Source organism: Stappia sp. MMSF_3263 (assembly GCF_030733745.1).
Classification (GTDB): Bacteria; Pseudomonadota; Alphaproteobacteria; order Rhizobiales; family Stappiaceae; genus Stappia.
Window position 1 is genome coordinate 15,894 of the sequence record NZ_JASHIK010000015.1, and the last position, 20,191, is coordinate 36,084.

A 20,191-nucleotide genomic window follows, 5' to 3' on the forward strand; every position below is an offset into this window, starting at 1 on the left:
GCTGCCCTCATAGCCCAGTTCGGTGATTTCCCGAAGCAACCGCCGGCCGGATAGATCGGGGAATTCGGTAACCCGTGCGGGTGCGCTGCGTATCTGCCAGATAGGCTCGTCCTGCCGCAGCCCAGCTGAGTGCCTGCACTCCTTCAAAACGTCGGTTGTGCCGATTGCGGGGCATGAGGACTGCATAAAGGCTGCATATCCTTCACGGCCTCCAGCGCCACGCGCGCCTTGAAACCCACGTCGTGATTCCTGCGTTTCGGCATAGTCTGATCTCCTCGTTCTTGGAGACCGCAGAAGTCAGATCCTAGCTTTCGTCACTGTCCGATTTCCGGGGGGATCATCCGGCTGACGGCAGCCGGCCGATATTTCGTCGAGCTAGCTGCGCGGGCGACGCTCTTTGCTGATAGGGCTATTCAGCAAGCGTTGCACTTCCGCTTCGACGCGGTTTAGCGAAAGCCCTGCCACGCCAAACCTCTCATAGAGCGACGTCAACAACGGCAGTAGGCATTCGGCCAAGCGGCTCTCAATGCCATCGGCAGGAAGCTTTGTTTCCAGCACAGCCTCATCGCTTCGCGCCGCGTGGCCTTCGACGAGCAAGTCGCTCAATGGATTTGCCCATGACCGCAGCACGCGACCGCGAAGACCTGTGAACATGGTGCGGAAATGAACCGTCACGGCTGTATCGGCATCTTTGCGAAGGAGCAATGCAAGCTTTTCCGCGTGCAATAGAACCTCACCCATCCGCCATAGGGGTAGCGTCGTATCGAGGATCGTTCCAGCAGGGAATGTTTCTGCACCGTCCTCCTGATAGCCGCGGATTAGAAACATGCGTCCCGAAGGCGCGCCGCGCCAGAAATCGCAATGCGCAGGATCGTTGAATCCGCGCTCAACCTCCTCGCCTTGCGGCGTAAACCAACATTCGACCTGCCCGTCAACTTCATGCGACCGAATGGCCTCGCGCGTCGGCAACCAGAATGGCGGCCAGCCCGTTTTCCGAACCACGGCCTTTTCCAGAATGTACTCGAAGGCGGTCAGCTCCGGCGTCTTTAGGTCGCCTTCAAGCCAGTAGTCGAACCGATACCAGCCATTTGGAAACCGCGCAGGCGAATCCTGTGGGAGGGGAGCAACCAGATTGCGCCAACGCTCGAATGCGTTGCGCACGAAATGGGCTTGCGTGTCCCCCTCGGCAGGCTCATCCACCAAGCCCACGACGCGGAGGATATCGAGTGCCTTCGCCAGCGTCAGGGTTGTTTCACCACGCTCGAACGCCGCCATTGTCGGATGGCTGACACCCGCCAAAGCCGAATGGTCCTTTTGTGTAAGCCCCTCCGCCTTGCGACGGCGCAAGGTTTCCTCCACGTACCGTTGCCACGCGAGCGGGGCTATGTTTCCAGTATTCTCAGGCATGAAATATCCACGATTTCTTTGAACCTATGCACGAAGCCATCCGGTGGCTCTGCATCGGGGGGGCGGATTATGGATGCAGCCTTTTTCACCTGCCGTTTTAGCTGTTTGAATGTCTGGTCGATGGCCCTGTCCGGTAGGCCGATTTCCTTGCCAAAGGCACGGAAAATCCCCTGGTTGGCCGCTTCCAGATGGATCTTTTCGCCGCCGATTGACAGCGCCAATGTCTGGTCGAAACCGTCATAAAATGCTGTGTTCACCACATCATAGGCGGGAGATAGCCGCAGCCCCGTCGGCGTTTCCAGAAGGGAGAAGTTTTTCAGGTGGGCATCGCAATTCCCGATCAGAGTGAAGACGATCAGGCGATTGAAAAACCGCAGAAGGTCGATTGGTGCGCGTGACGAGCGCTGGCGAATGATCGTGGCAATGTCCTCATAGGCCGCGTCATATTTGCCTGCATAATCTTGTCCCTTGGGCTTGCTAAGGATCTGCGCACAGTCTTCGAGGCGCAGTTTTTCGCCATTCGGTTCCCGGTCGAAGCGGGTAACAACGAGCGCTGTTTCGTCAGCAGCCGCGATGAGCGAGGTGGTGAATTCTGTCACTTCCCTTTCGCCGAGGACGGCGGCAGTCCACCGCAGGCTCAGGAGTTCATTCCGAACGAGATTGTCTATCCGGCCGGAATTGAATTTTGCGATATAGACGGCTGATCCTGTCGCACTCGCGGGAACGAACCTGTTTTCCGTATCCTTGGTGACGAGCAGTTTCTTTTGGACGCCCGAGACCGTGCGTCCGGGACTGGCCGTGGCTTCGGTGATTTCCGGAAGCTTCGCGGCATCGGCCGGCGGCCGGATGCTGACGGCCCCGATACAGTCTGCGCCGTACCGAAGGAGCAATCCAAGATCGTCTTCTTCAACGACATGCGCCGAACGAGCCTGTTGTTCACGCAACCATCCTTCCGGGCCAAGATGCTGGAAGAACGGATGCAGGCCGACCTTCCATTCATGTTCGCGCTGCGTGGAGGGGAAGCAGCAGGCGATATCGCCCTTGTTCCAGTCCGCATGATAGGCAAAGCGCGTTCCACCGTTGGCCGTCTCAACCAACGAGCCGGCGGATACATCCTTGAACAAGATGTCTGCGCTTCTTGGCATCATTAAACCATACCTTCATTCGGTGCTTCGCGCGCGTCTGAAGCAGGAAAAATCGAAGCTATGAATACACTATGGCGCCTGAAATCAGTATAATCAAGTTATAACTAGATTTTATTTTTTCCAGGTAAGGGAATCGATTTATAATTTTTCTCTTGGCCAAATTCTGTCCGTCATAGATTGCTTGTGAAGCTACAACTTGAATATGGTCGGTCGGAATCTGCTGGAAATGCGGCGATTGTCGCTGCAAAAGCAAAAATTCTTAAGTTTGCTTGGGCGTTTCGGCCAGGCGGAAGTCCGCCAAAAACACTGTAACTCCCTGTGACGAGCTGAGCGGCCAAACTGGGGACTCTTACTTTGGCACTGCTGGGAAAAATTCACGCCGCCGCCAGTCATCAGGCGTGCCGTCCCGAATACCGCATTGATCCGCCAAAGCACCGAGCAATCAACCGGAATAAGGGCAGCTAGCGGAAACGGTGACGTGTCCACGAACCAGACGGGATAGGTGATGGATCGTGAGCTCATAATTCCGACGAACCTAAAGAAAACCAGCGCAAATGGGTTCCCATATGCGCTGGCTTCAAACCCTGGCAGAAGCTCAGCTGCGTGCAGCTGGGTGTGCTTTTGCCTCAGAAGAACGTGTTCGGCAGCAGCATGCTGAACACCGGCACGTAGGTCAGGATCACCAATGCCACCAGCATCAACACGATCGTCGGCAGCGCGGCGCGGAAGATCTCTCCCAGTTTCATATTGGCCACGCCCATGGCGACGAACAGGTTGAGGCCGACGGGCGGGGTCAGCATGCCGACGGACAGGTTGACCAGCATGATGATGCCGAAATGGATCGGGTCGATGCCGACCTGTGCTGCAATAGGCATCATCAGCGGGCCGAGGATGATGATCGCAGAGGCGCTGTCGAGGAAGCAGCCGGCCGCCAGCAGGATGAGGTTGAACAGCAGCATCACGACGATGGAATTGCTGGTGTCGCTGAGAATGAAACCCGCCAGTTGGGAGGGCGTGCCGGAGCTGGCCAGGAGCCAGGAGAAGGCCGACGCGCCCGCGGTGATGAGGAGCAACGGGCCCGAGATCAGGCCGGTGTTGCGCAGCACCACCAGCGTGTCCTTGAACGAGATGGTCCGGTAGACGATCGCGCCGACCAGCCACCCGTAAAGACAGGCCGCCGCCGCCGCTTCGGTGGGGGTGAAGACGCCGGAATAGATGCCGCCGAGCAGGATGAACGGGAGACCGAGGCCCCAGGCTGCCTGCTTCAATGCCGCCCAGATGCTGGCGATGCTTGGTGTGGCATCGCGCGGGTACCCTTTGCGCGCGGAATACCAGCTGGCATAGGCGATCAGGATGCCGCCGATCAGCAGTGCCGGCAGCAGGCCGGCGGCGAACAGCTTGCCGACGGATGTACCCGTGACCGAACCGTAGATGATCAGCGCGATAGAGGGTGGCACGATCGGGCCCAGGGTGCCTGCGGTGGTGATCAGGCCGATGGAAAAGTACTTGTCGTACCCCGCCTTCACCATCGCCGGGTAGAGGATCGAGCCGATGGCGATCACCGTGGCCGGGCTGGAGCCGGAGATCGATCCGAACATCAGGCAGGCAACGACCGCTGCGGCCGCCAGACCGCCGGGCAGCCATCCCACGATGGCGCGCGCGAGATTGATGAGCCGCTCGGACAGGCCGCCGATCCGCATGAGCTCGGCCGCCAGGATGAAGAACGGGATCGACATCAGAGAAAAGTTATTCATGCCCGAGAACATGCGCATCGGCACGAGCACGGGGTCGAGGCCCCCCCAGAAATAGAGGGCTGCTGCCACAGAAAGCGCGAGGGCGGCAAAGATGGGCAAGCCGAAAACGAGCAGGCCAAAGAAGACGGGGACGAGAGCGCCGACCATGGGTGGGTCTCCTCAGCTCGTTTTGATGTCGACTGCGGGCGGCGTGTAGACGCGGCCGAACACGAGCTCCTGCAGGACCAGGAGATAACGGGTGATCATCAATCCCGCCGCGAAGGGGATAACGGCATAGATGTAGCCGACGGGGATGCGCAGGGCCGGCGAGAGCTGGCCCATGCGGGACGTGTTGATCACCAGCTTGCTGCCGTACCACAGCATCACGCCGGCGAAGATCAGGCCAAGGCATGCCGCGCCGATCTGCAACGGCCGAACCATCTTTTCCGGCACGAATGCGTAGATGGCCTCGACGCTGATGTGGGAGGCGTAGCGCACGCCCATCCCCATGGTCAGGAAGCTCATGGTGATGAAGGCGTAGAGAACGACCTCCTCCGACCAATAGAGCGAATTGTTGAAAACGTAGCGCGCGATAACTTGCGCGATGGCGACGAGGGTCGCGATCAATATCAACCCGCTGACCAGCGTGTTCTCGATGACGTCCACCAGTCTGTTCAACCAGGTGATCATGCCGCGACCCTCTTCTTCCTGACTTATTCGCCCTTGGCCAGAGCGATTGCCTTGTCCATCAGGGCAGGCGTGACTTTGTCGCGGAACTCGTCGTAGATCGGCTGCGATGCCTCGATGAACGCCTTGCGGCCATCCTCGGATAGCGCCTGGATCTCGATCTGGTCCTTGATCGCGTCGAGGATCTTGGCTTCGTCTTCGTTGGTGAACCGGCGCGCGGCGTCACGGCCGACGATCATCGCCTCCTCGATCACGGTCTGCAGGTCTTTGGGCAGGCCTTCCCAGACCTGCTTGTTCATGATCGCAGCATAGGTGTGATAGGCATGGCCGGTCAGGGTCATGTATTTCTGCACCTCGTAGAACTTCATCGAGGCGATGTTGGCGAGCGGGTTCTCCTGACCTTCGATGACGCCCTGCTGAAGCCCGTTATAGACCTCGACATAGGCCATCGCGGTCGGGTTCGCCCCGTAGGCGCGATAGGTCGATAGGATGGTCGGCGCCTGCAGGGTGCGCATCTTGATGCCGGCGAGATCGGCCGGGCCATTGATCGGGCGGATATTGTTGGTCATGTGGCGGAAGCCGGCGCCCCACATGGCGATGCCGTGCAGATTGTTGCCGTCGAGGGTGGCCAGCAGCTCGGTGCCGACCTCGCCGTCGAGAACGCGCATCATCGCGGCGTTGTCGCTGAGCAGGAACGGCAGGTCGAACAGGTACATCTGCTCGTTGAAGTTGGCGAGATTGCCGGTCGGCGGGATCGCGATATGGACGAGGCCCATCTGCGTCTGCTCGATGATCTCAACATCGCCGCCCAGCTGTGCGGCCGGGCGAATGTTGATCTCGATCCGGCCGCCCGAGTTCTTCTCGACCTCCTCCTTGAAGACCACGGCCGCCCGTGCGTTCGGCGTGTCTTCGGTCAGGACATGGGCGAAGGTGAAGGTGAAGTCGGCGGCATGGGCCGCGCCGCCGAACGTGGCGCCGATGGCCACAATGATCGCTCTGCTCAGGTTTTTCATGGTCTCTCCTCCAAGGGGGCTGATGTTGTAGACAGTGATCAGGTCAGCGGTGCTTTCCCGAGCATTTCGGGCCCGGATCCGATGGCAGTCTCGATGGCCAGAGCTGCCGCCAGCAGGCGGCGTTCCGCCATTGGCGGCGCAATGATCTGAAGGCCGGACGGGATGCCGTTGGCATCCAGCCCGGTCGGCAGTGTCGCCGCACACCAACCGAACAGGTTGGCGAGCGCGGTGTTGCGAAGGGCCAGCATGTTGGCCTTTCGATAGATTTCAGGGTTCGCCAGCTCGGCGATGGTCGGCGCCGTGACCGGAATGGTGGGCGAGACCAGCACATCGACGGTCTCGAACACCCGCGCCGCGGTCCGGCCGTACTGCGCAAGGTTGGCCGCGCGCTGCAGGTAGTCGGACGCGGTGAGGTTATCGACGGCCGCAACGCGCGCCATCACCGCCGGATCGAGCTCGCCGATCCGCTCGGGAAAGTTGCGATCGAGAAACGCGCGAAGCTCGGCGGCCGCCAGACCGCCCGCGCGGAAGATGGCAAGCGCCTCTTGCGTGCAGGCGAGGGGCGCATCGCTCAAGTGCGCTCCGGCCTTTTCCAGAACGCGGAGCGCCTGATTGGTGTTCTCGGCAATCGACGGCTCGACATCGTCCCAGACCGTGTTCGGGATGATGCCGATACGCAGCCCAGAAAGGTCGGCAGCCGCGACGGCCGGTGCCGCCTCGGGGTCGATGGCCTCGAAGGCGTAGACCAGATCCGCAATGGTGCGGGCGAGGAGCCCTGGTGTGTCCAGCGAGGGCGACAGGGGAACGATTCCCTCGATCGACCAGCGGCCATGGGTGACCTTCAGGGCGGTCTGCCCGGTGAAGGATGCGGGAATGCGGACCGACCCGGCCGTGTCCGTTCCAAGTGCCAGCAGCGCCGATCCTTGCGCCAGCGAGACGCCGGCGCCGGAACTCGATCCGCCGGGCACGCGCGGCGTCTCTCGCGACGACCAGGGATTGACCGGCGTGCCCGCATGCGGGTTCGTGCCCAATCCGCCAAATGCGAACTCGACCGTATGCGTCTTGCCGGTCACCACGCCCATCTGCGACAGGAGCGTCTTCACAACAGGGCCGGCGGCGTCCCACTCCCGCGGAAAGGCTGCGTTGGTGCCCGCATGAGTCGGGAGCCCGGGAACCCCGAACAGGTCCTTGACCGACACGGGAATGCCCATCAGCGGCCCCAGATCGATCCCGGAGGCGACCAGCACGTCCAGGGCTGCTGCCTGGACCTTAGCCCGGTCGCCGGCCCATGTCCGATAGGCATTCAGAACCGGCTCTGTCGCCGCATGGCGCTCCGCGGCCAAGGCCACGAGATCCGAAGACCGCACCTTACCGGCTCGAAGTTCCGCCGCGATCGTTGCCAGAGATTGAGACTGCACCCTGTTGGTCCCTGCTGGTGTGATACCTGAGCCGAGACATTACGAGAAAACGGATGCGCGACTACTCGCCTCTTCGCTGGAACGCAGAGTCGTCGGTTGGGTGTGTTGCAACAAAAAATCAAATAACTATTTGAAATAATTTAATTATTTCGATTTGCCCGTGCTCTCTGCAAGGCTATGAATTGCCGAAATGACAACACGGCGTTGTCGTCAACGCACACTCAGCCTTATCGGTTTTGCCTAGTTTGCCATCCGTCAATGCCTAATCCTGGAGCACGTTCATGCCGCATGCGACCGAAGCCCGTTTGAAGGAAATGGGGATCGTCCTGCCCCGCAGGCCCAAGCCCATCGGCAATTATTTGCCCGGCGTCGTCGTCGGGAACCTCCTTTTCACATCCGGCACACTCGGCACCCGGCCCGACAAGAACGACAATGATATCCTGCCTTATGTCGGCAAGGTGGGCTCGGACCTCACCATCGAGGAAGGCTATGCTTCGGCCCGCCTGATGGCGCTCAACCATCTGGCTATGATGAAGGCGGTTCTGGGCGATCTCGACCGCGTCAAGCGGATCGTCAAGATGATCGGCTACGTCACCTGCGCGCCGGGTTTCACCGAACCGCACCTCGTTTTGAACGGCGCCTCGGATCTCTTCGTCGAGCTGTGGGGAGAGGAGAGCGGGAAGCACGCGCGCGCCGCGCTCACCCAGCACGAACTGGGTCTCAACGCACCTGTCGAGGCCGACCTCACGGTCGAGCTTCACGCCTGAGCCGTCCTCAGGCGTTTCAGCATGGTGGCGTCGGCCTTTTCGTATTTCGGGAAGTTCGACGTCAGCATGGCGATGAACGCATCGCATGCCGGTGACCGCCGCTGATCCCGACGCACGATTGCGTAGATGAAGCGGTGCTCGAAATCCCCGCAGCTGAGGTTGAGCGGGACGAGCTCGCCCGCCTCGACCTCGCGCAGGGCAGCCTGCAGCGGCACATAGACGATCGCGTTGGACCGGATGGCGTGGCGGATCAGGAAGTGTAGCTGGTCCGCGACCATGATGGCCTTCGGCTTGCCGCCGAACTTGCGAAAGGCCCGGTTGACGAGGTGATGGATGCCGTAGCTGTCGTCCGGCAGGACGCAGTCGCAATCCGCGATGTCCGGCAGCTTCACCGCCCGCCCGTCGGCAAGAGGGTGCGACGGCGGGACGAGGGCAAGCAGCGGCTGGCGCCATTGCCCGACGATTTCCATCACCGGATGGGAGAAATGGTCGTAGACGAAGCCGACCTGGCAGATGCGCTTTTCCAGCGCTTCCAGGACACGCTCGCGCCCCCTGATCCGCATACGGAATTCGACGGCCGGAAAGCGCTTGCGAAACGCCAGGATCTGCTCCGACAGGTAGGGGTCGGTCACGCCGTCGACCGTCGCGATGGACACGCTGCCCGATTTCAGCTTCCGCAGGTCGGACATTTCCCCGCGGATCAGGTCGATCTGGCCGAGGATCGAGGCAAAATGCTCCGCCGCCAGCGTGCCCGCCTCTGTCAGTTGGACGCCGTTGGCGCGCCGGTCGAGCAAGGGCTCCCCGAACTCCCTTTCGAGCTTCGCGATCTGGCGGCTGATGGCAGAGGGCGACACATGGAGCCGATCCGCAGCCAGGCGGATCGATCCCAGATGCACGACTTCGAGGAAATAGCGGCAGGCGGTTAAATTGACCATTGGGAACCCGAATCGCCAGCATCGGCCTGTCGGCCAAGCCGTTGCGCGCACACGTGAGATCCGGCCTTATACCACCCGGCACCGGATTTGTAGCGCGCCCCTGATGTGGCCCGTCAGCACGCCGGGCGGCAGCGAGCCGTCTGTCGCTTCGCCGCGCCCTCGCTCGCCGTCGGCCCGGCGCTTTCGCGGCACGGAAGGCGGATAGCACCGAGCTGCTTCGCTGCGCGGTCCGCGATCCTTACAAATTGCTTTCTGGCTGTGTCTTTGACGTTCATTGCCTATCACCTTATGGGCAGATAAACCCGTATTGTATATCATATGATATACGCAAATAAGATAAGTACAAATTTATTGATATTCATACAAGAATTACGCATATCATTTGATCGACACAGTTGGATGGTTTGCACATCAGTTGATGTTCAGTGGCGGTTGGCCGTTCGGGCCAGCCGCGAATTCTCCGGTGCTGGTTGCTCGACTTATCAACTCTGGCCCCAAATCCTCTCTGCGACGAATTTGACGGCGGCGAGGTAGTTTTTTTCCGGGAGCTTGTCGCAGCGAGTAGCGATACGCCGCCGCCGGGATGGCTTTCAAAGCTCACGCTGCCGTAGGCCTTCAGCTTTCACACGGCGTGGTCCGTGTTCTGGACGCTACCGGATATACCGACCCTCCAGGAGGGGACGCTCAGACAGGTACAGGTTGCTTCTGAATGGCTGTTGACGGTCTTAACGCCCAAGCGAGCTCTGCTCGAAATGCTCAACGAACTGCCGGAACCCGAAAGCTTCCATCAGGCAGATGTGCTGCTGGAAGGGTTGGGCACGCTAAGCCCGCGTCGACTTCCAGCGGCAGTTTTTCTGGTTTGCCGCCCGGCACCTGCACGCCTGGGTGAAACAGATCGACCGCGGCGTCGTCGATCTCGGTGCCGGCAAACGGTCGCTTGTGAAAGGCGGGCGGCTTGACCCAGACCTGCTGATAATCGTGCCTGCCGACCTGAATGCCCTTGTCTGAACGCTAGCGTCGCTGCCCTTGCGGGATAAGGCCGCTGCGCACGACCGTGCTCAGACCGAAAACCGGTCGGCTTGATGCAAGAAAATATTTTAGTATTCGAACCATATTCTTGCTATATTTGCGCGATTATCAGGTTTTTGGTGTTTGTTGCGAGGCGCATTTGATCTCGAAATTTCTTAAGATCCCAAAAATGCAAGGAGATAAATAAATGAAATAAATCAGAAAAGTAATTGTTTATTTGATTAATATTTTTGAATTTTTCTAAACTGCTTCATCGGCATGGATTCAGTTTGCCGTTGCAAGTATATTGTCCACCTCTCACTCGGCACTCGAAGTCACGGATGGATGCCGCATTTTGATATTCCAGATCGGTCGCGAGAGGCATACCTGACCGTTTCACATACCAGCCGGCTTGATTGCCCGTTGACTTTGCCCACCGGTCGAAGTGCTTTTGCAAACAGCCCGATGAAGGTTGGACAAATGGCCGGCCGTGGCGGGCAAAAATTTCGTTTCTCGCGACATAGAGCTCCCACCCGGACAACTTTTCTAGTTGAGCCTGACGGACGATCCGATCGTCGGAATGGGGAAGGACGAAACCTTCGCTCGAAAGGCGCAACCGGTCGGGCGGGATCTCCGCCAGGTAGACCGGCTGGGACGGACCAAGGCTGTAGGCCGAAAACATCACCACGCCGGAAAGCGCGAGAAATGCGAAGACCGCCAGAAACAGCTTTCGGGTTCCTGGGCGTGTCTGTCCTGCCTCAAACCTTCGGTCTTGCTCATGCGCAGTGTCAGCCCCGGCATCCTCGAAGCTGCGCGCAAGCGCGTCCATTTCCTCTTGCGACGGCGCCAGCACTTTCAGGACGAGCATGAGGCGCGGATCTTCAAGACTGCGCGGTCTGCTGCGCCCGTTCCGCCAATTGTTGATCGTTCTGGCATGCACATTGATCCGCCGCGCGCCTGGCGTGTGAAAGCTCATTGCGCGCTGAGCCAATTGCTCATCGGACTTGATGCCACGGCCCCGTATCAAGTCGGCCAATCGCTTTGCGAAACTGGTCAAACCGCCAAATCCACCCCTGGCAATACAGGATTGTTTTTATAGCTTTAATTCAGGAAATTTCCAGAAACAACCGTAGCTTTCTCTGAAAATTCGGGGCAAGTCTGGATTCGCGTTTCCCGTTGTGCTTGGCTTGAGCCGATCTCGAAGAGCATCGGCAATATACCTTGTGGCGGGCAGACATCATGATCAGTTTCGAGCGGCTTAGCCGGGTAATTTCTTTGTCTTTGCACGGAAGCTACCTCGGGAAAAGACTGTGCAGCACTCTCCTTGTCGCACAGTTCGTCATGGCTTTGTCCTCTGCGCATCTTCTGCTGCCGATCGGTGCGGCCATGGCTGACATGCAGACCATCCGCACTGAGGAGAACGGTGTGGTGCATCACCGGCTGGAAAGCTGCGACTATGAGCGCGGGATCGCGATCGCACACTACACCCACCGGCACGACGAACCGCAGTATCAATTTGAGCTCACCGACATGTGTTTCCAGCGGGAAACCGGCAGATTGTGGGCATCCGAGCCTGCGGAGAATTTTACGCTCGTCCAGCAGGATCCAAGCATAAGCTGGTACGAGGATCTGGCGAGCGAGATCGGAAGATCGGGGTCCAAGGGGAAATTTTCGGCGGGCGGCTATGCGCCTATTTCCGGGAAGCCGGATATCAGGACGAGTTACGTCGACCTGTTTTTCGACCCCACACAGCCGGATGTCACCCGTCCGACGGAGTTTCACCAGCACACGGCGGATGATGTCGGTCTGATGGGGTATCTGTTTGAAAAACAGGCGTTACCCGAAGAGGCTGCGGGCAAGACATACCGCATAGCCCTGACGGGCTTTGACTGGGGATTGAGCGATCCGGCAAGTCGCAATGCCCGTTACGACCGCAACAAATCCGATCTGGTGCTGAATTCGGATTCGCTCGTATTCGAGCAAGACGGCACCGTAATGGATGCAGGTGAATTGCTTGATCCGGATGGCGGTAACGTCAACGGGAAAGTGACTTCCGGTCAGTTACGCCTCGCATTGCACCCTGACGGAACGATCTCCGGCGAAGGGCAGTTTGAGATCGAGAATCCGCGATTGGCGGGTTTCGAGCCGGGGGAATGGGTTAGCGCATCCTGGAAGATCGACAAGCTGGTCGGCCACCTGGCCGGCGAAGGCGCAACCGGCTTCAGGCTGAAGGGCTTCGCAAGCGGCGAGACCAGATATCACGATGGCTATGTCGGAAAGATAATCGGCACGCTGAATGTCCGAGGCACGGACCTGGCATTCGAGGAGGAGTTCCTTGTCGGCGGCCAATGAACAGCAACGCCAGCCGGTGGCCAGACCATCTATCGGGTTTACGCAAGCGTCAACAGTACCGATTAGAGTCGGGCAGTTGCTGCGTCATGGGGAGAGAGCGCCGATTTCGACGGCGAATGACGATATGGATCAACAAGAGTGGGTTGGAGACAGAGCGTTTCATGCAGCTCGTTGTCCCAGGGGGAGCAAGCGTTCAGACGAATATTCGAAGGACTGTTATGAAATTTTGCGTTATCGGGCAATAAGAGTTTTAAATTCATGCCAGTTGATGAAGTGTTTTCTCCCAATCACGCTTTCTCTGCTGATATTTGATCTGATTCCACGTCACGCTTCCGCAAATCCTTTTGAGGGAATCACCGTCCAGGAAGCGAACCCAATAGAAAGCGACCCTTTGCGAGACTATCGCATCTATGGGTGCAAAGGTGTTTCGGGGACTGGTTGGTATAGGTACCATACTGGCAACGACCCATCTGTAATTGACTATGTTCTGTCAGATTTTTGTCTCGACACTCAAACAGGTGACTTCTTCAGCAAGGAGTCACTTTCAGGTTTAACGCATGTCTTGGGGCCCAGAAGCGTTGAGCCAGGCTCCACGGCCAGCGCCTATGAGGATCTCGACGAATCCGGAGATGTCGTTTCCGGCGTCTATATCCAGACGCTGCCGGCACCGCTGCAATGTTCCAGCAACACCTCGGGCACATTCTCAATCCAAGCTATGCTGAGCGAGCAGAGGGTTGAATCCGGCCCCTTACACTTTACCGGATTATCCAACGGTATTCCCTATCCGCACGGGCGCACTATTCCACCAGACGTGGACTTCGGCCTCAGAATACTTGCAATTTCGACGATCGATAACAAGCGCATCAAGAGCGAGGAACTATTCCCATTGGGGCTTGGGGCGGAAGCAGACGCCGAAGAAGGAAGTCAGACAATTAAGATCACCGTGGGAGATCAAACGACGGTCGGAGAAGCAAGTGGCTCACTCCAAGTTAGTTTCGAAGATGACCGGACATTTGTCCTTTCTGGAGAGATTCAAGCGAAGAGCCCGCGGGTCATCGGCATTAAACCGAATGAATTTGCCTCGTTATCGATAAGAATCGAATACATGCGCGGAACGACTGCGGGCAAACGCGGCGAGGGAACATACGCGGCAGGTATCGCACGTGGTGCATATATTGACGGTTCCGGAGAAACGCACGCGCTTCGATTTAAAATCGGATTGACGGCATGCACTGCAAAACCCGGCCTTCCAGCAGATTTTTTCTGAATACAGGGAGACGACTCGGGCGTTTCGACACGTATTGGCACGTCATCGTGCCGAAGATGCCACGAAACACAGTTTTAGCCTCTCGAACGGAGATGATGGAATGAATTCGCCACGCTTGCTTTTGACCTGCCTTGTCCTGGCGTTGTCGGCAGCGCCCGTTCGGGCGGATGTCTGGACCTTCGAGACGCCCTCGGAAAACATCCAGTGCACGGTGGGACAGGGCGCGGGCGTCCAGTCGGATATTACCTGCACGATCATCGAGCGCTCCGGGTCGTTCGCCCTGCCGCGCCCGCGCGACTGTTCATCCGATTGGGGCCATACGTTTTCGATGCGCGAATATGGTCCAGTGGAGGTCTTTTGCGGGCCAACAAACAGGAGCAGGAATGGGTTCAGCAAAGCAGAATATGGTGTGACAGGAGAGTTCGGCGGTTTCACCTGCAATTCCTCCAAGAGAGGGCTGAAATGCACCAACCGCGACGGCAACGGTTTCTTCCTCTCCAGAAAGGTTCAAAGCGTTCTCTACGGGGCCGGTGAGCAAGGATCATCGAGTGGCTTTGCCGCCGCTTCGTCCAGCCAGGGCGGCGTTTCGGTGCCCAATGTGATGAATATGCCCTATGGCAAGGCCAGATCTGTTCTTCGGGAACATGGCTGGTGGCCCTTGGATAACGCTGAGCCTGGCAATCTAGTGTATTTTACGCGCGAAATCTACGATCAGGGCTATATCGAGGTGGGCACGTGTTCGCCCGTTGGCGAGACGCCGTGCAAGTTTTATTTCTACAACGACGACAGGCAATATCTGGAGGTTTCGACACGCGGAGAAAACCCGCTTGTGGCAGGAACCGAAGTTATGGACGTGCGGACCGTTGAAGCCAGGACGGCCACTAGTGCCCCAGAAACCGGGGCATACGATGAACCCGGGAACATCTCGGTCGCCTGCAACAAGAACGGTGCAGTTCTCAGCCTGGCGGATCGTTCAAAGGTCTATCTGGGCAATCAGTGCGATGCTTCCAGGCCGGGCGTGGGCGACGGTGGATGGTGGCTGGCTGATGGGGGTTTTCTCGTCGAAATCAATGGGCAGAGGACACGGTATCCCGACGACTATTCTTCCTGCGATACCCTTTCATATTGCCAGTATCGGGACGCGAGGGCGCAGATCGACAAGACCTCTCAAAAGGCGGCCAACGCTGTCGCGCAGCCCCATGTCAACAATGATCCGGGCTGGTCGTCAACGCCTGGTCAGGGCTTTCACACGGCCGGTATTGCGAACGGCGCAGGCGACGGTCTGACGGTAACTTGCGGTACTGGTGCTCCCGGTGCGCCAGGAAGTTCGATCGCACTTCAGATCGGCGGCTCTCCCATCAAGGCCGGCACCCTGGTTGAATTGTGGTTCGAGGGCACTTACCCGGGCGTCGTGCCCCTTATTCTAAGCCGCGAGAACGCATTCGTCCTCGGTGACCCATCGGTGAGTCCGCAGCATTTCGAGACTGCGGTCGAGACACTCAAGACCGGCAGATCTGTCTCCGTCCGCGTCCGAGGAGGGGCTGAAGCGCAGTTCTCGTTGGAGGGTTCCAGCGCGGCGATTGGCGAGTGCCAGCCGGTGCCGGCTTCCGCGATACTCAGCGCGGCGGCTTCTGCTGAAAGCGTTCGGGTGTCCGAGGGCGAAACCGTCCAGAAAACCGCTGCTGAGCGGCCGGTGACGGTCGATGCGAACGCCGGTCTGGTTCGTAGCGAAATTGCGCCCGACTATCAGTTCGTCACGCTCGACGGATATGCCATCCTTCCCGAAACGCAGGTTGATATGATTGGCGCAAGCCAACCATGGGTAACGTGGACGACCGTCAATTTACCGATTGCGCTGCCGCAATTGATTGAACCAGATCTGCCGGGGAGAACCCCGGACTACGACGACATCTATACACTTGCGGTCGCACACAGCTTCCTCTCGGAAGCAGAAAAATCGGCCATCGAAGGCAAGTTGGGATTGCCCTTTCCCTTGTTTGCCGAGTTCGACAAGGTACCGGCTCGGATACTCCACAGGCAAATCAGGGAGGGGGGCTACGAAGGTGCGGCAGCGGCTCACGCAACGCGGCTTCTCCGCGAAAGGGACAAGTTGGACGAGTTCACGCGCGGCCCGGCATTGCAGGAAATCCGATCGGCTCTGCGGACCAAAATCACTGCATCCAAACCGCAGCTACCGCTTCCCGTTGTCCGGATCTATGAGGTAAACCTCGGGGAATACGATTTCGAGAATGGCGGTTTTCCCGTTGACGGAATTCAGAGATTCCGAAATCCTGCGGCCTCGAGAATTGCCGATATTGCGGGAGCGGCGCGTGTCAATTCGGATGTACTGGAGTTTCCGAAGTTCATCCCAATGGAGCCCGAGGCCGCCAAGCGCCTCATAGAGAGGATCGCCGAATACCGCGGGGATCGTCATCGTGTCGCCAATATGGCCGTGTTCGGCGAAGTGACGGGAATTGACCGCGTTCAGCGGAATGGCGGCCTCTATGAGTTCGAACTGTCGCACAAGGTGAAGCGGATCGATTTCGGCTTTGGCGATAAAGTGCTTGGTGACGTCTTCTACAGCCTGGTTCCAGACAAGCTGGAGGATGCGGAAGTCGATGCTGTCAGGCAGGTGGGTGGCAAAGAGCCGGTCACCCTTTACGGCCCAGAATATCTTGTCTCTGCCGTGTCGGAGGCATTTCCCGATCTCCTCAATGCGCAGGGCATGATGGAAACGCTGATGCGGGCGCGCGTCACGATCGAGAATGCCGATCTGGCGGAATGGGGACTTGGCAATCTGCCAGGCAACAAGATCCTTCGTCCCGAGCTTGCAGAACCAAGGCGCGAGCCGAATGCCGACGACATTCGCCTTTATCGCGCATTTCTCGATGGGCGTCGCCAGGCGGGCGTGGGCAATGAAATCACCCTGCCTGTGACCACCTGGGTGAGACAGGCGGAGGATGGAACGAAAACCATCGAACCCGCAAGGCCGGTCGACCTGGTTGCGCAGGCTTTGGAGCAGAACATGGGTCTGTTCGGAAAGCTGCGCAATGGCGGCCGCAATCGCGCGGATTATCTCACTGAACTGCTGCAGGATACGCCCCATGCCATTGAGCCGGGCCGCATCGCGCTTGCAGCAGGCAATGTGGAGGTGTCGCGGCACAGCTGGACCCCTGTCCTGTTTTCACTGAAGCTCGACAAGGCCAATCCGAACGCCCCGCTGACCTTCGAAGATGGGTTGAACGAGCCGGCATCGACTAGCCGTGGCACGCGGGGGGTGATGAGTGGTTCGCCGCGGAGCGAAGGCGAATTGCGTGGCCATCTCGTGCTGGAGCTGGAAGAGGCGCCGATCCTCGTCGAGGAACACGAGGCCTCGGAATCAGGCAAGGCCGTTATCTTCAAGGTCGCAATGAAGCGGATAACGTTTAACGATCAGGGCCAGGAACGCATTATCGCATTCGACGACCGGCAGGACAGCGGCGGCGGTGCCGGCGATGGTGAATTGCCCGCTGTCCCGACGCCCGAGACCCTGCCGCTCGATGCGGAAACGAGTGACCTCCTGATCCTGCGGCATCTGCCGGACACCGTGACCGATGCCGATTTCAAACGGATGCTTCTCGCGCGCTGGGAGGTCGAGAACCGGAATCGCGACATCAACACGCAACTCCCCTGGGGGCGCTTCTTCGAGATCGGTCAGGCCAAACCGGAGGGAGGCGCGCTGGATGCCATCCTCCCCGCGTTCCGCGACTGGTCCAAGGCGCGTGCCGCCAATCTTCCCGAGACCTTGCAGATCAAGCCGCAGGGGTTCTCCGTCAGTCAGCCCAGGATTGCGGGCTTCGGCAGCACGCTAGCCAATCCGAACCTCCTGCATAGTGGGTTGAGGCAGTGCGAGTCGGCCATTCGCTGGAGCCAGGCGCAGAACAATTATCCCGAGCACAAGCGGAGAATGCTTGAAAATGCCTGCGAGTATATCCGTCAGGCGTCGAAACTGCCGAGCGATGTCTTGTATTTTGGGCGGACCGAGAGCTTGCCCGCCAAATGGCGTGGCGGAGGCACCAGCGTCCGTGCTCCGGCACATCATGGCACGGTTGGCCTGCGTTCCGAGTGCCACCGTGACAAATATTGCCGTGCCATTCAGGACGCGATCAAGTCGGGTGTTTTCGGCGAAACGGTGTTCGCGCTCGACGATGTCTATGTCTTCGACAAGGCCGCCGATATTCGGCCGGAGCTCAACACCCAGACGCGCGGCACCAGTGTCAGGCTCAACGTGCAGGTCGCCGGTGTGGAACGAAGCACGCAGGCGCGGCCGTCCCCCTTCGCTCAAGCACTGATGAAGGTGGACGACTTCATCGCGGCGCAGGAACTGTTGGAGCGTCACGATTCCCTGGGCGACTTCGCCCCCGAACTCGTCGATACCAACTTCTTCGATATCCGTGTGGTGTCGATGGAACTGGTGGAGCGCAAGACCGGCAAGGTTCTTGCCGCCATCCCGCTGGTGGACATGCCTTCGGGTCCGGACGACACCTTGCTCCAACCCGTCGAGCGGGTCACCGCAGCGCCGCCAAGCGAGGCCTATGGCCCGGACGTGGTCGCTTTGCGTCTTGGCATGTCCTTCGAGGAGGCCGACAGGATCATCCGCGAACATATGAATGTGGGACGTGTTCTCATCGCCGACCGCAGTTGGTCCGTCCGCGCCGCGGCCGGGAATATCGATCCGTTCTCTTCCGGTGTCGCCTATGAATCCAAGGATGGGCGCGAGATTGTCGTCATTCACGATGAACCGCCATCTGCTCAGAAAGTAATCATTGGCGTGGTACGCCTGATCGACGTCGACAAGGGAAAGATACCTCCAGCTCAGATATTTGCCCAGGCACGGGAGAAATATGGGCCCGCCGACGTTATCGATCTGGGTAGCCAAGCATGGCTGGACATGGACAACGCAGACTCCAGGTGCGCTGCATCTTACGGTTCCCATGCACACCGGCTGAACTGGCGCGATGCGGATGGCTCGGCGGTCGAATGGAACTCCAGAACGTTTCGGGGGGCTCCAGCACCCTTTGAAGCGGAACGCAACGTTCTGGAACTCAGATCAAAATGCGGCCCGGGCGTAACGCTCACCCTAGATACGAACGACACGGAAAGGGACCGCCTGATCTTCCGGCTACACGATCCGCAAACGCTCTACAAACATCTGACGCAGAGTGAAACAATGATCCAGGAAGGTGCCGGTTTCGGCGGTGAAGCCGCCGCTGAAGGTGAAAAAACCGGCATCAAGTTCTGAAATCGGGTGGAATAGTATTCGAGAATGGGACACCGCCCGCGATGCGGGCGGTGTCGGGGAAAATTTCAAGGGGCTTTGACAATGATCCGATTTATGCTTGGCGTGATAAGCCTCGCCCTGCTGTTCCCGACCGGCCCGACTGCCGCCGATCCTGTGCTGACCGAAACCCGGCCCATTGATGGCGATCCCTTGCGGGATTTCCGGATATCGGACTGCATAGGCACCTTTGGAATGGCGAGTTACCACTACTACACCCGGGAGAAGGGGCGCACGCTGGTCCTGTCCGATCTGTGCCTGGATGAGGAGAATGGGATACTTCTCTCGGCCGAGGAGAAGGCCGGCTTCCAGTTGGTCTCCAACAGCGACAGCGGTCGCAAGTTCGAAATTCTGGGATCTGGCAAGAATGAGTATGATCGCTACAATATAGTTTTATCTTCGGAGGATGGCTCGGCGTGTCCTTATGAAGCCTCAAAGTCGTACTGGTATCACTACTTCCTCGGTCGCGGCAGTTCATCACGCTTTCCCGATCAGGATTTGCATTTTGCCCAGGGCTACACGATTGACGACACCTCGGATGCCGTGAAGGTGACCTCGGGGAGTTCGACTCACGAAGTGTCATTCATCCCGCTTTCAATTGACGGGCGCGACCTGGATTGGGCGAATGCGGGTGGACCGCATCTCGCCTCTTTCATGGCAAGCGGCAAGATTTCCTGGAGCAATGACCAGGGGCAACTCGTTCTCGTCGAGGGTGACGGCAACAAGGCTGGCGAAGTCGAAGGTGAACTTGACATCACTGGCCAGGGAAACGGCGAAGTGATGCTCAACGGCAAGCTGGCGGCGACCAACGCCCGGCTGGCGGGGCATTCGCCGAAGGAGTGGGTCTCCATGGAGGCGAACATACCCTATATGCGCGGACACATCCTTGGAGACAAAGGGACCGCTCTTTATGCCTCTGGGCTGGCTGTTGGGACATATGTTGATGCCAGCGGGGAGAAGCACAGCTTCAGGGGGAACCTGCACCTTTATGGCTGCTTTCGCTGACCCGCGTTCGACGCAGCCTCCAAGGCCAGTAGCCAGACAAGAGCCTGACGGAAATTTGTTCGCGGCAGCGTGGCGGGTTGCAGTGGCCCGCCAGCACATCTTGTAAATTGGAGAGCGAGTAGAATGTCCAGATCTCC

The 20,191-nt window shown here is 58.8% G+C and carries 13 protein-coding genes and 2 pseudogenes; 6 read left to right on the forward strand and 9 right to left on the reverse strand.

Going from position 1 to position 20,191, the window contains the following annotated elements; translation table 11 throughout:
• Nucleotides 1-375 precede the first annotated feature (375 nt).
• The 6 genes from RBB46_RS16060 to RBB46_RS16085 form a co-directional block, all read right to left on the reverse strand.
• Nucleotides 376-1,407 (reverse strand): helix-turn-helix domain-containing protein, encoded by a 1,032-nt coding sequence (locus RBB46_RS16060; RefSeq protein WP_306030036.1) that lies wholly within the window; start codon nt 1,405-1,407, stop codon nt 376-378.
• Nucleotides 1,383-2,531, reverse strand: coding sequence for a type II toxin-antitoxin system HipA family toxin (locus tag RBB46_RS16065; protein ID WP_306030038.1), 1,149 nt, complete (start codon nt 2,529-2,531; stop codon nt 1,383-1,385). The genes RBB46_RS16060 and RBB46_RS16065 overlap by 25 nt, the downstream gene beginning before the upstream one ends.
• 647 nt (nt 2,532-3,178) lie before the next feature.
• Complete coding sequence (locus RBB46_RS16070) at nt 3,179-4,453, reverse strand: TRAP transporter large permease (RefSeq protein WP_306030039.1); 1,275 nt, start codon at nt 4,451-4,453, stop codon at nt 3,179-3,181.
• Nucleotides 4,454-4,465: 12 nt separating this feature from the next.
• On the reverse strand, nt 4,466-4,975 hold the full coding sequence (locus RBB46_RS16075; RefSeq protein ID WP_306030040.1) for a TRAP transporter small permease: 510 nt from the start codon (nt 4,973-4,975) through the stop codon (nt 4,466-4,468).
• Between the two features lie 23 nt (nt 4,976-4,998).
• Nucleotides 4,999-5,985, reverse strand: coding sequence for a TRAP transporter substrate-binding protein (locus RBB46_RS16080; RefSeq protein WP_306030041.1), 987 nt, complete (start codon nt 5,983-5,985; stop codon nt 4,999-5,001).
• A 38-nt stretch (nt 5,986-6,023) separates the two neighbouring features.
• Nucleotides 6,024-7,328 (reverse strand): amidase, encoded by a 1,305-nt coding sequence (locus RBB46_RS16085; protein ID WP_306030042.1) that lies wholly within the window; start codon nt 7,326-7,328, stop codon nt 6,024-6,026.
• Between the two features lie 356 nt (nt 7,329-7,684).
• Here RBB46_RS16085 and RBB46_RS16090 point away from each other — a divergent pair, with 356 nt between their 5' ends.
• Nucleotides 7,685-8,170 (forward strand): RidA family protein, encoded by a 486-nt coding sequence (locus RBB46_RS16090; RefSeq protein ID WP_306030043.1) that lies wholly within the window; start codon nt 7,685-7,687, stop codon nt 8,168-8,170.
• On the opposite strand, the gene RBB46_RS16095 is transcribed toward RBB46_RS16090, so the two are convergent.
• Both RBB46_RS16095 and RBB46_RS16100 read right to left on the reverse strand, forming a co-directional pair.
• Complete coding sequence (locus tag RBB46_RS16095) at nt 8,161-9,105, reverse strand: LysR family transcriptional regulator (RefSeq protein ID WP_306030044.1); 945 nt, start codon at nt 9,103-9,105, stop codon at nt 8,161-8,163. The two genes, RBB46_RS16090 and RBB46_RS16095, sit on opposite strands and share 10 nt — an antisense overlap.
• A 482-nt stretch (nt 9,106-9,587) precedes the next feature.
• A pseudogene (locus RBB46_RS16100) lies at nt 9,588-9,686 on the reverse strand (IS5/IS1182 family transposase); the annotation flags it as partial.
• Nucleotides 9,687-9,743: 57 nt separating this feature from the next.
• Here RBB46_RS16100 and RBB46_RS16105 point away from each other — a divergent pair.
• A pseudogene (locus tag RBB46_RS16105) lies at nt 9,744-10,113 on the forward strand (type IV toxin-antitoxin system AbiEi family antitoxin domain-containing protein).
• A gap of 271 nt (nt 10,114-10,384) precedes the next feature.
• Here RBB46_RS16105 and RBB46_RS16110 read toward each other — a convergent pair.
• A complete protein-coding gene (locus RBB46_RS16110) occupies nt 10,385-11,170 on the reverse strand; it encodes a YARHG domain-containing protein (protein ID WP_306030045.1) in 786 nt (261 codons plus the stop codon).
• Nucleotides 11,171-11,352: 182 nt separating this feature from the next.
• On the opposite strand from RBB46_RS16110, the gene RBB46_RS16115 reads away from it, so the two are divergent.
• From RBB46_RS16115 to RBB46_RS16130, 4 genes are all read left to right on the forward strand, one after another.
• On the forward strand, nt 11,353-12,465 hold the full coding sequence (locus RBB46_RS16115) for a hypothetical protein (protein WP_306030046.1): 1,113 nt from the start codon (nt 11,353-11,355) through the stop codon (nt 12,463-12,465).
• The gene (locus RBB46_RS16120) at nt 12,449-13,732 is read left to right on the forward strand and encodes a hypothetical protein (protein ID WP_306030047.1); all 1,284 of its coding nucleotides are present in this window, start codon (nt 12,449-12,451) and stop codon (nt 13,730-13,732) included. Before RBB46_RS16115 ends, RBB46_RS16120 begins: the two co-directional genes overlap by 17 nt.
• A gap of 34 nt (nt 13,733-13,766) precedes the next feature.
• Nucleotides 13,767-19,013 carry a DUF6636 domain-containing protein gene (locus RBB46_RS16125; protein WP_306030048.1) on the forward strand — a complete coding sequence of 1,749 codons (5,247 nt, stop codon included), beginning with the start codon at nt 13,767-13,769 and terminating at the stop codon, nt 19,011-19,013.
• 81 nt (nt 19,014-19,094) lie between these two features.
• Nucleotides 19,095-20,054 (forward strand): hypothetical protein, encoded by a 960-nt coding sequence (locus tag RBB46_RS16130; protein WP_306030049.1) that lies wholly within the window; start codon nt 19,095-19,097, stop codon nt 20,052-20,054.
• Nucleotides 20,055-20,191 lie beyond the last annotated feature (137 nt).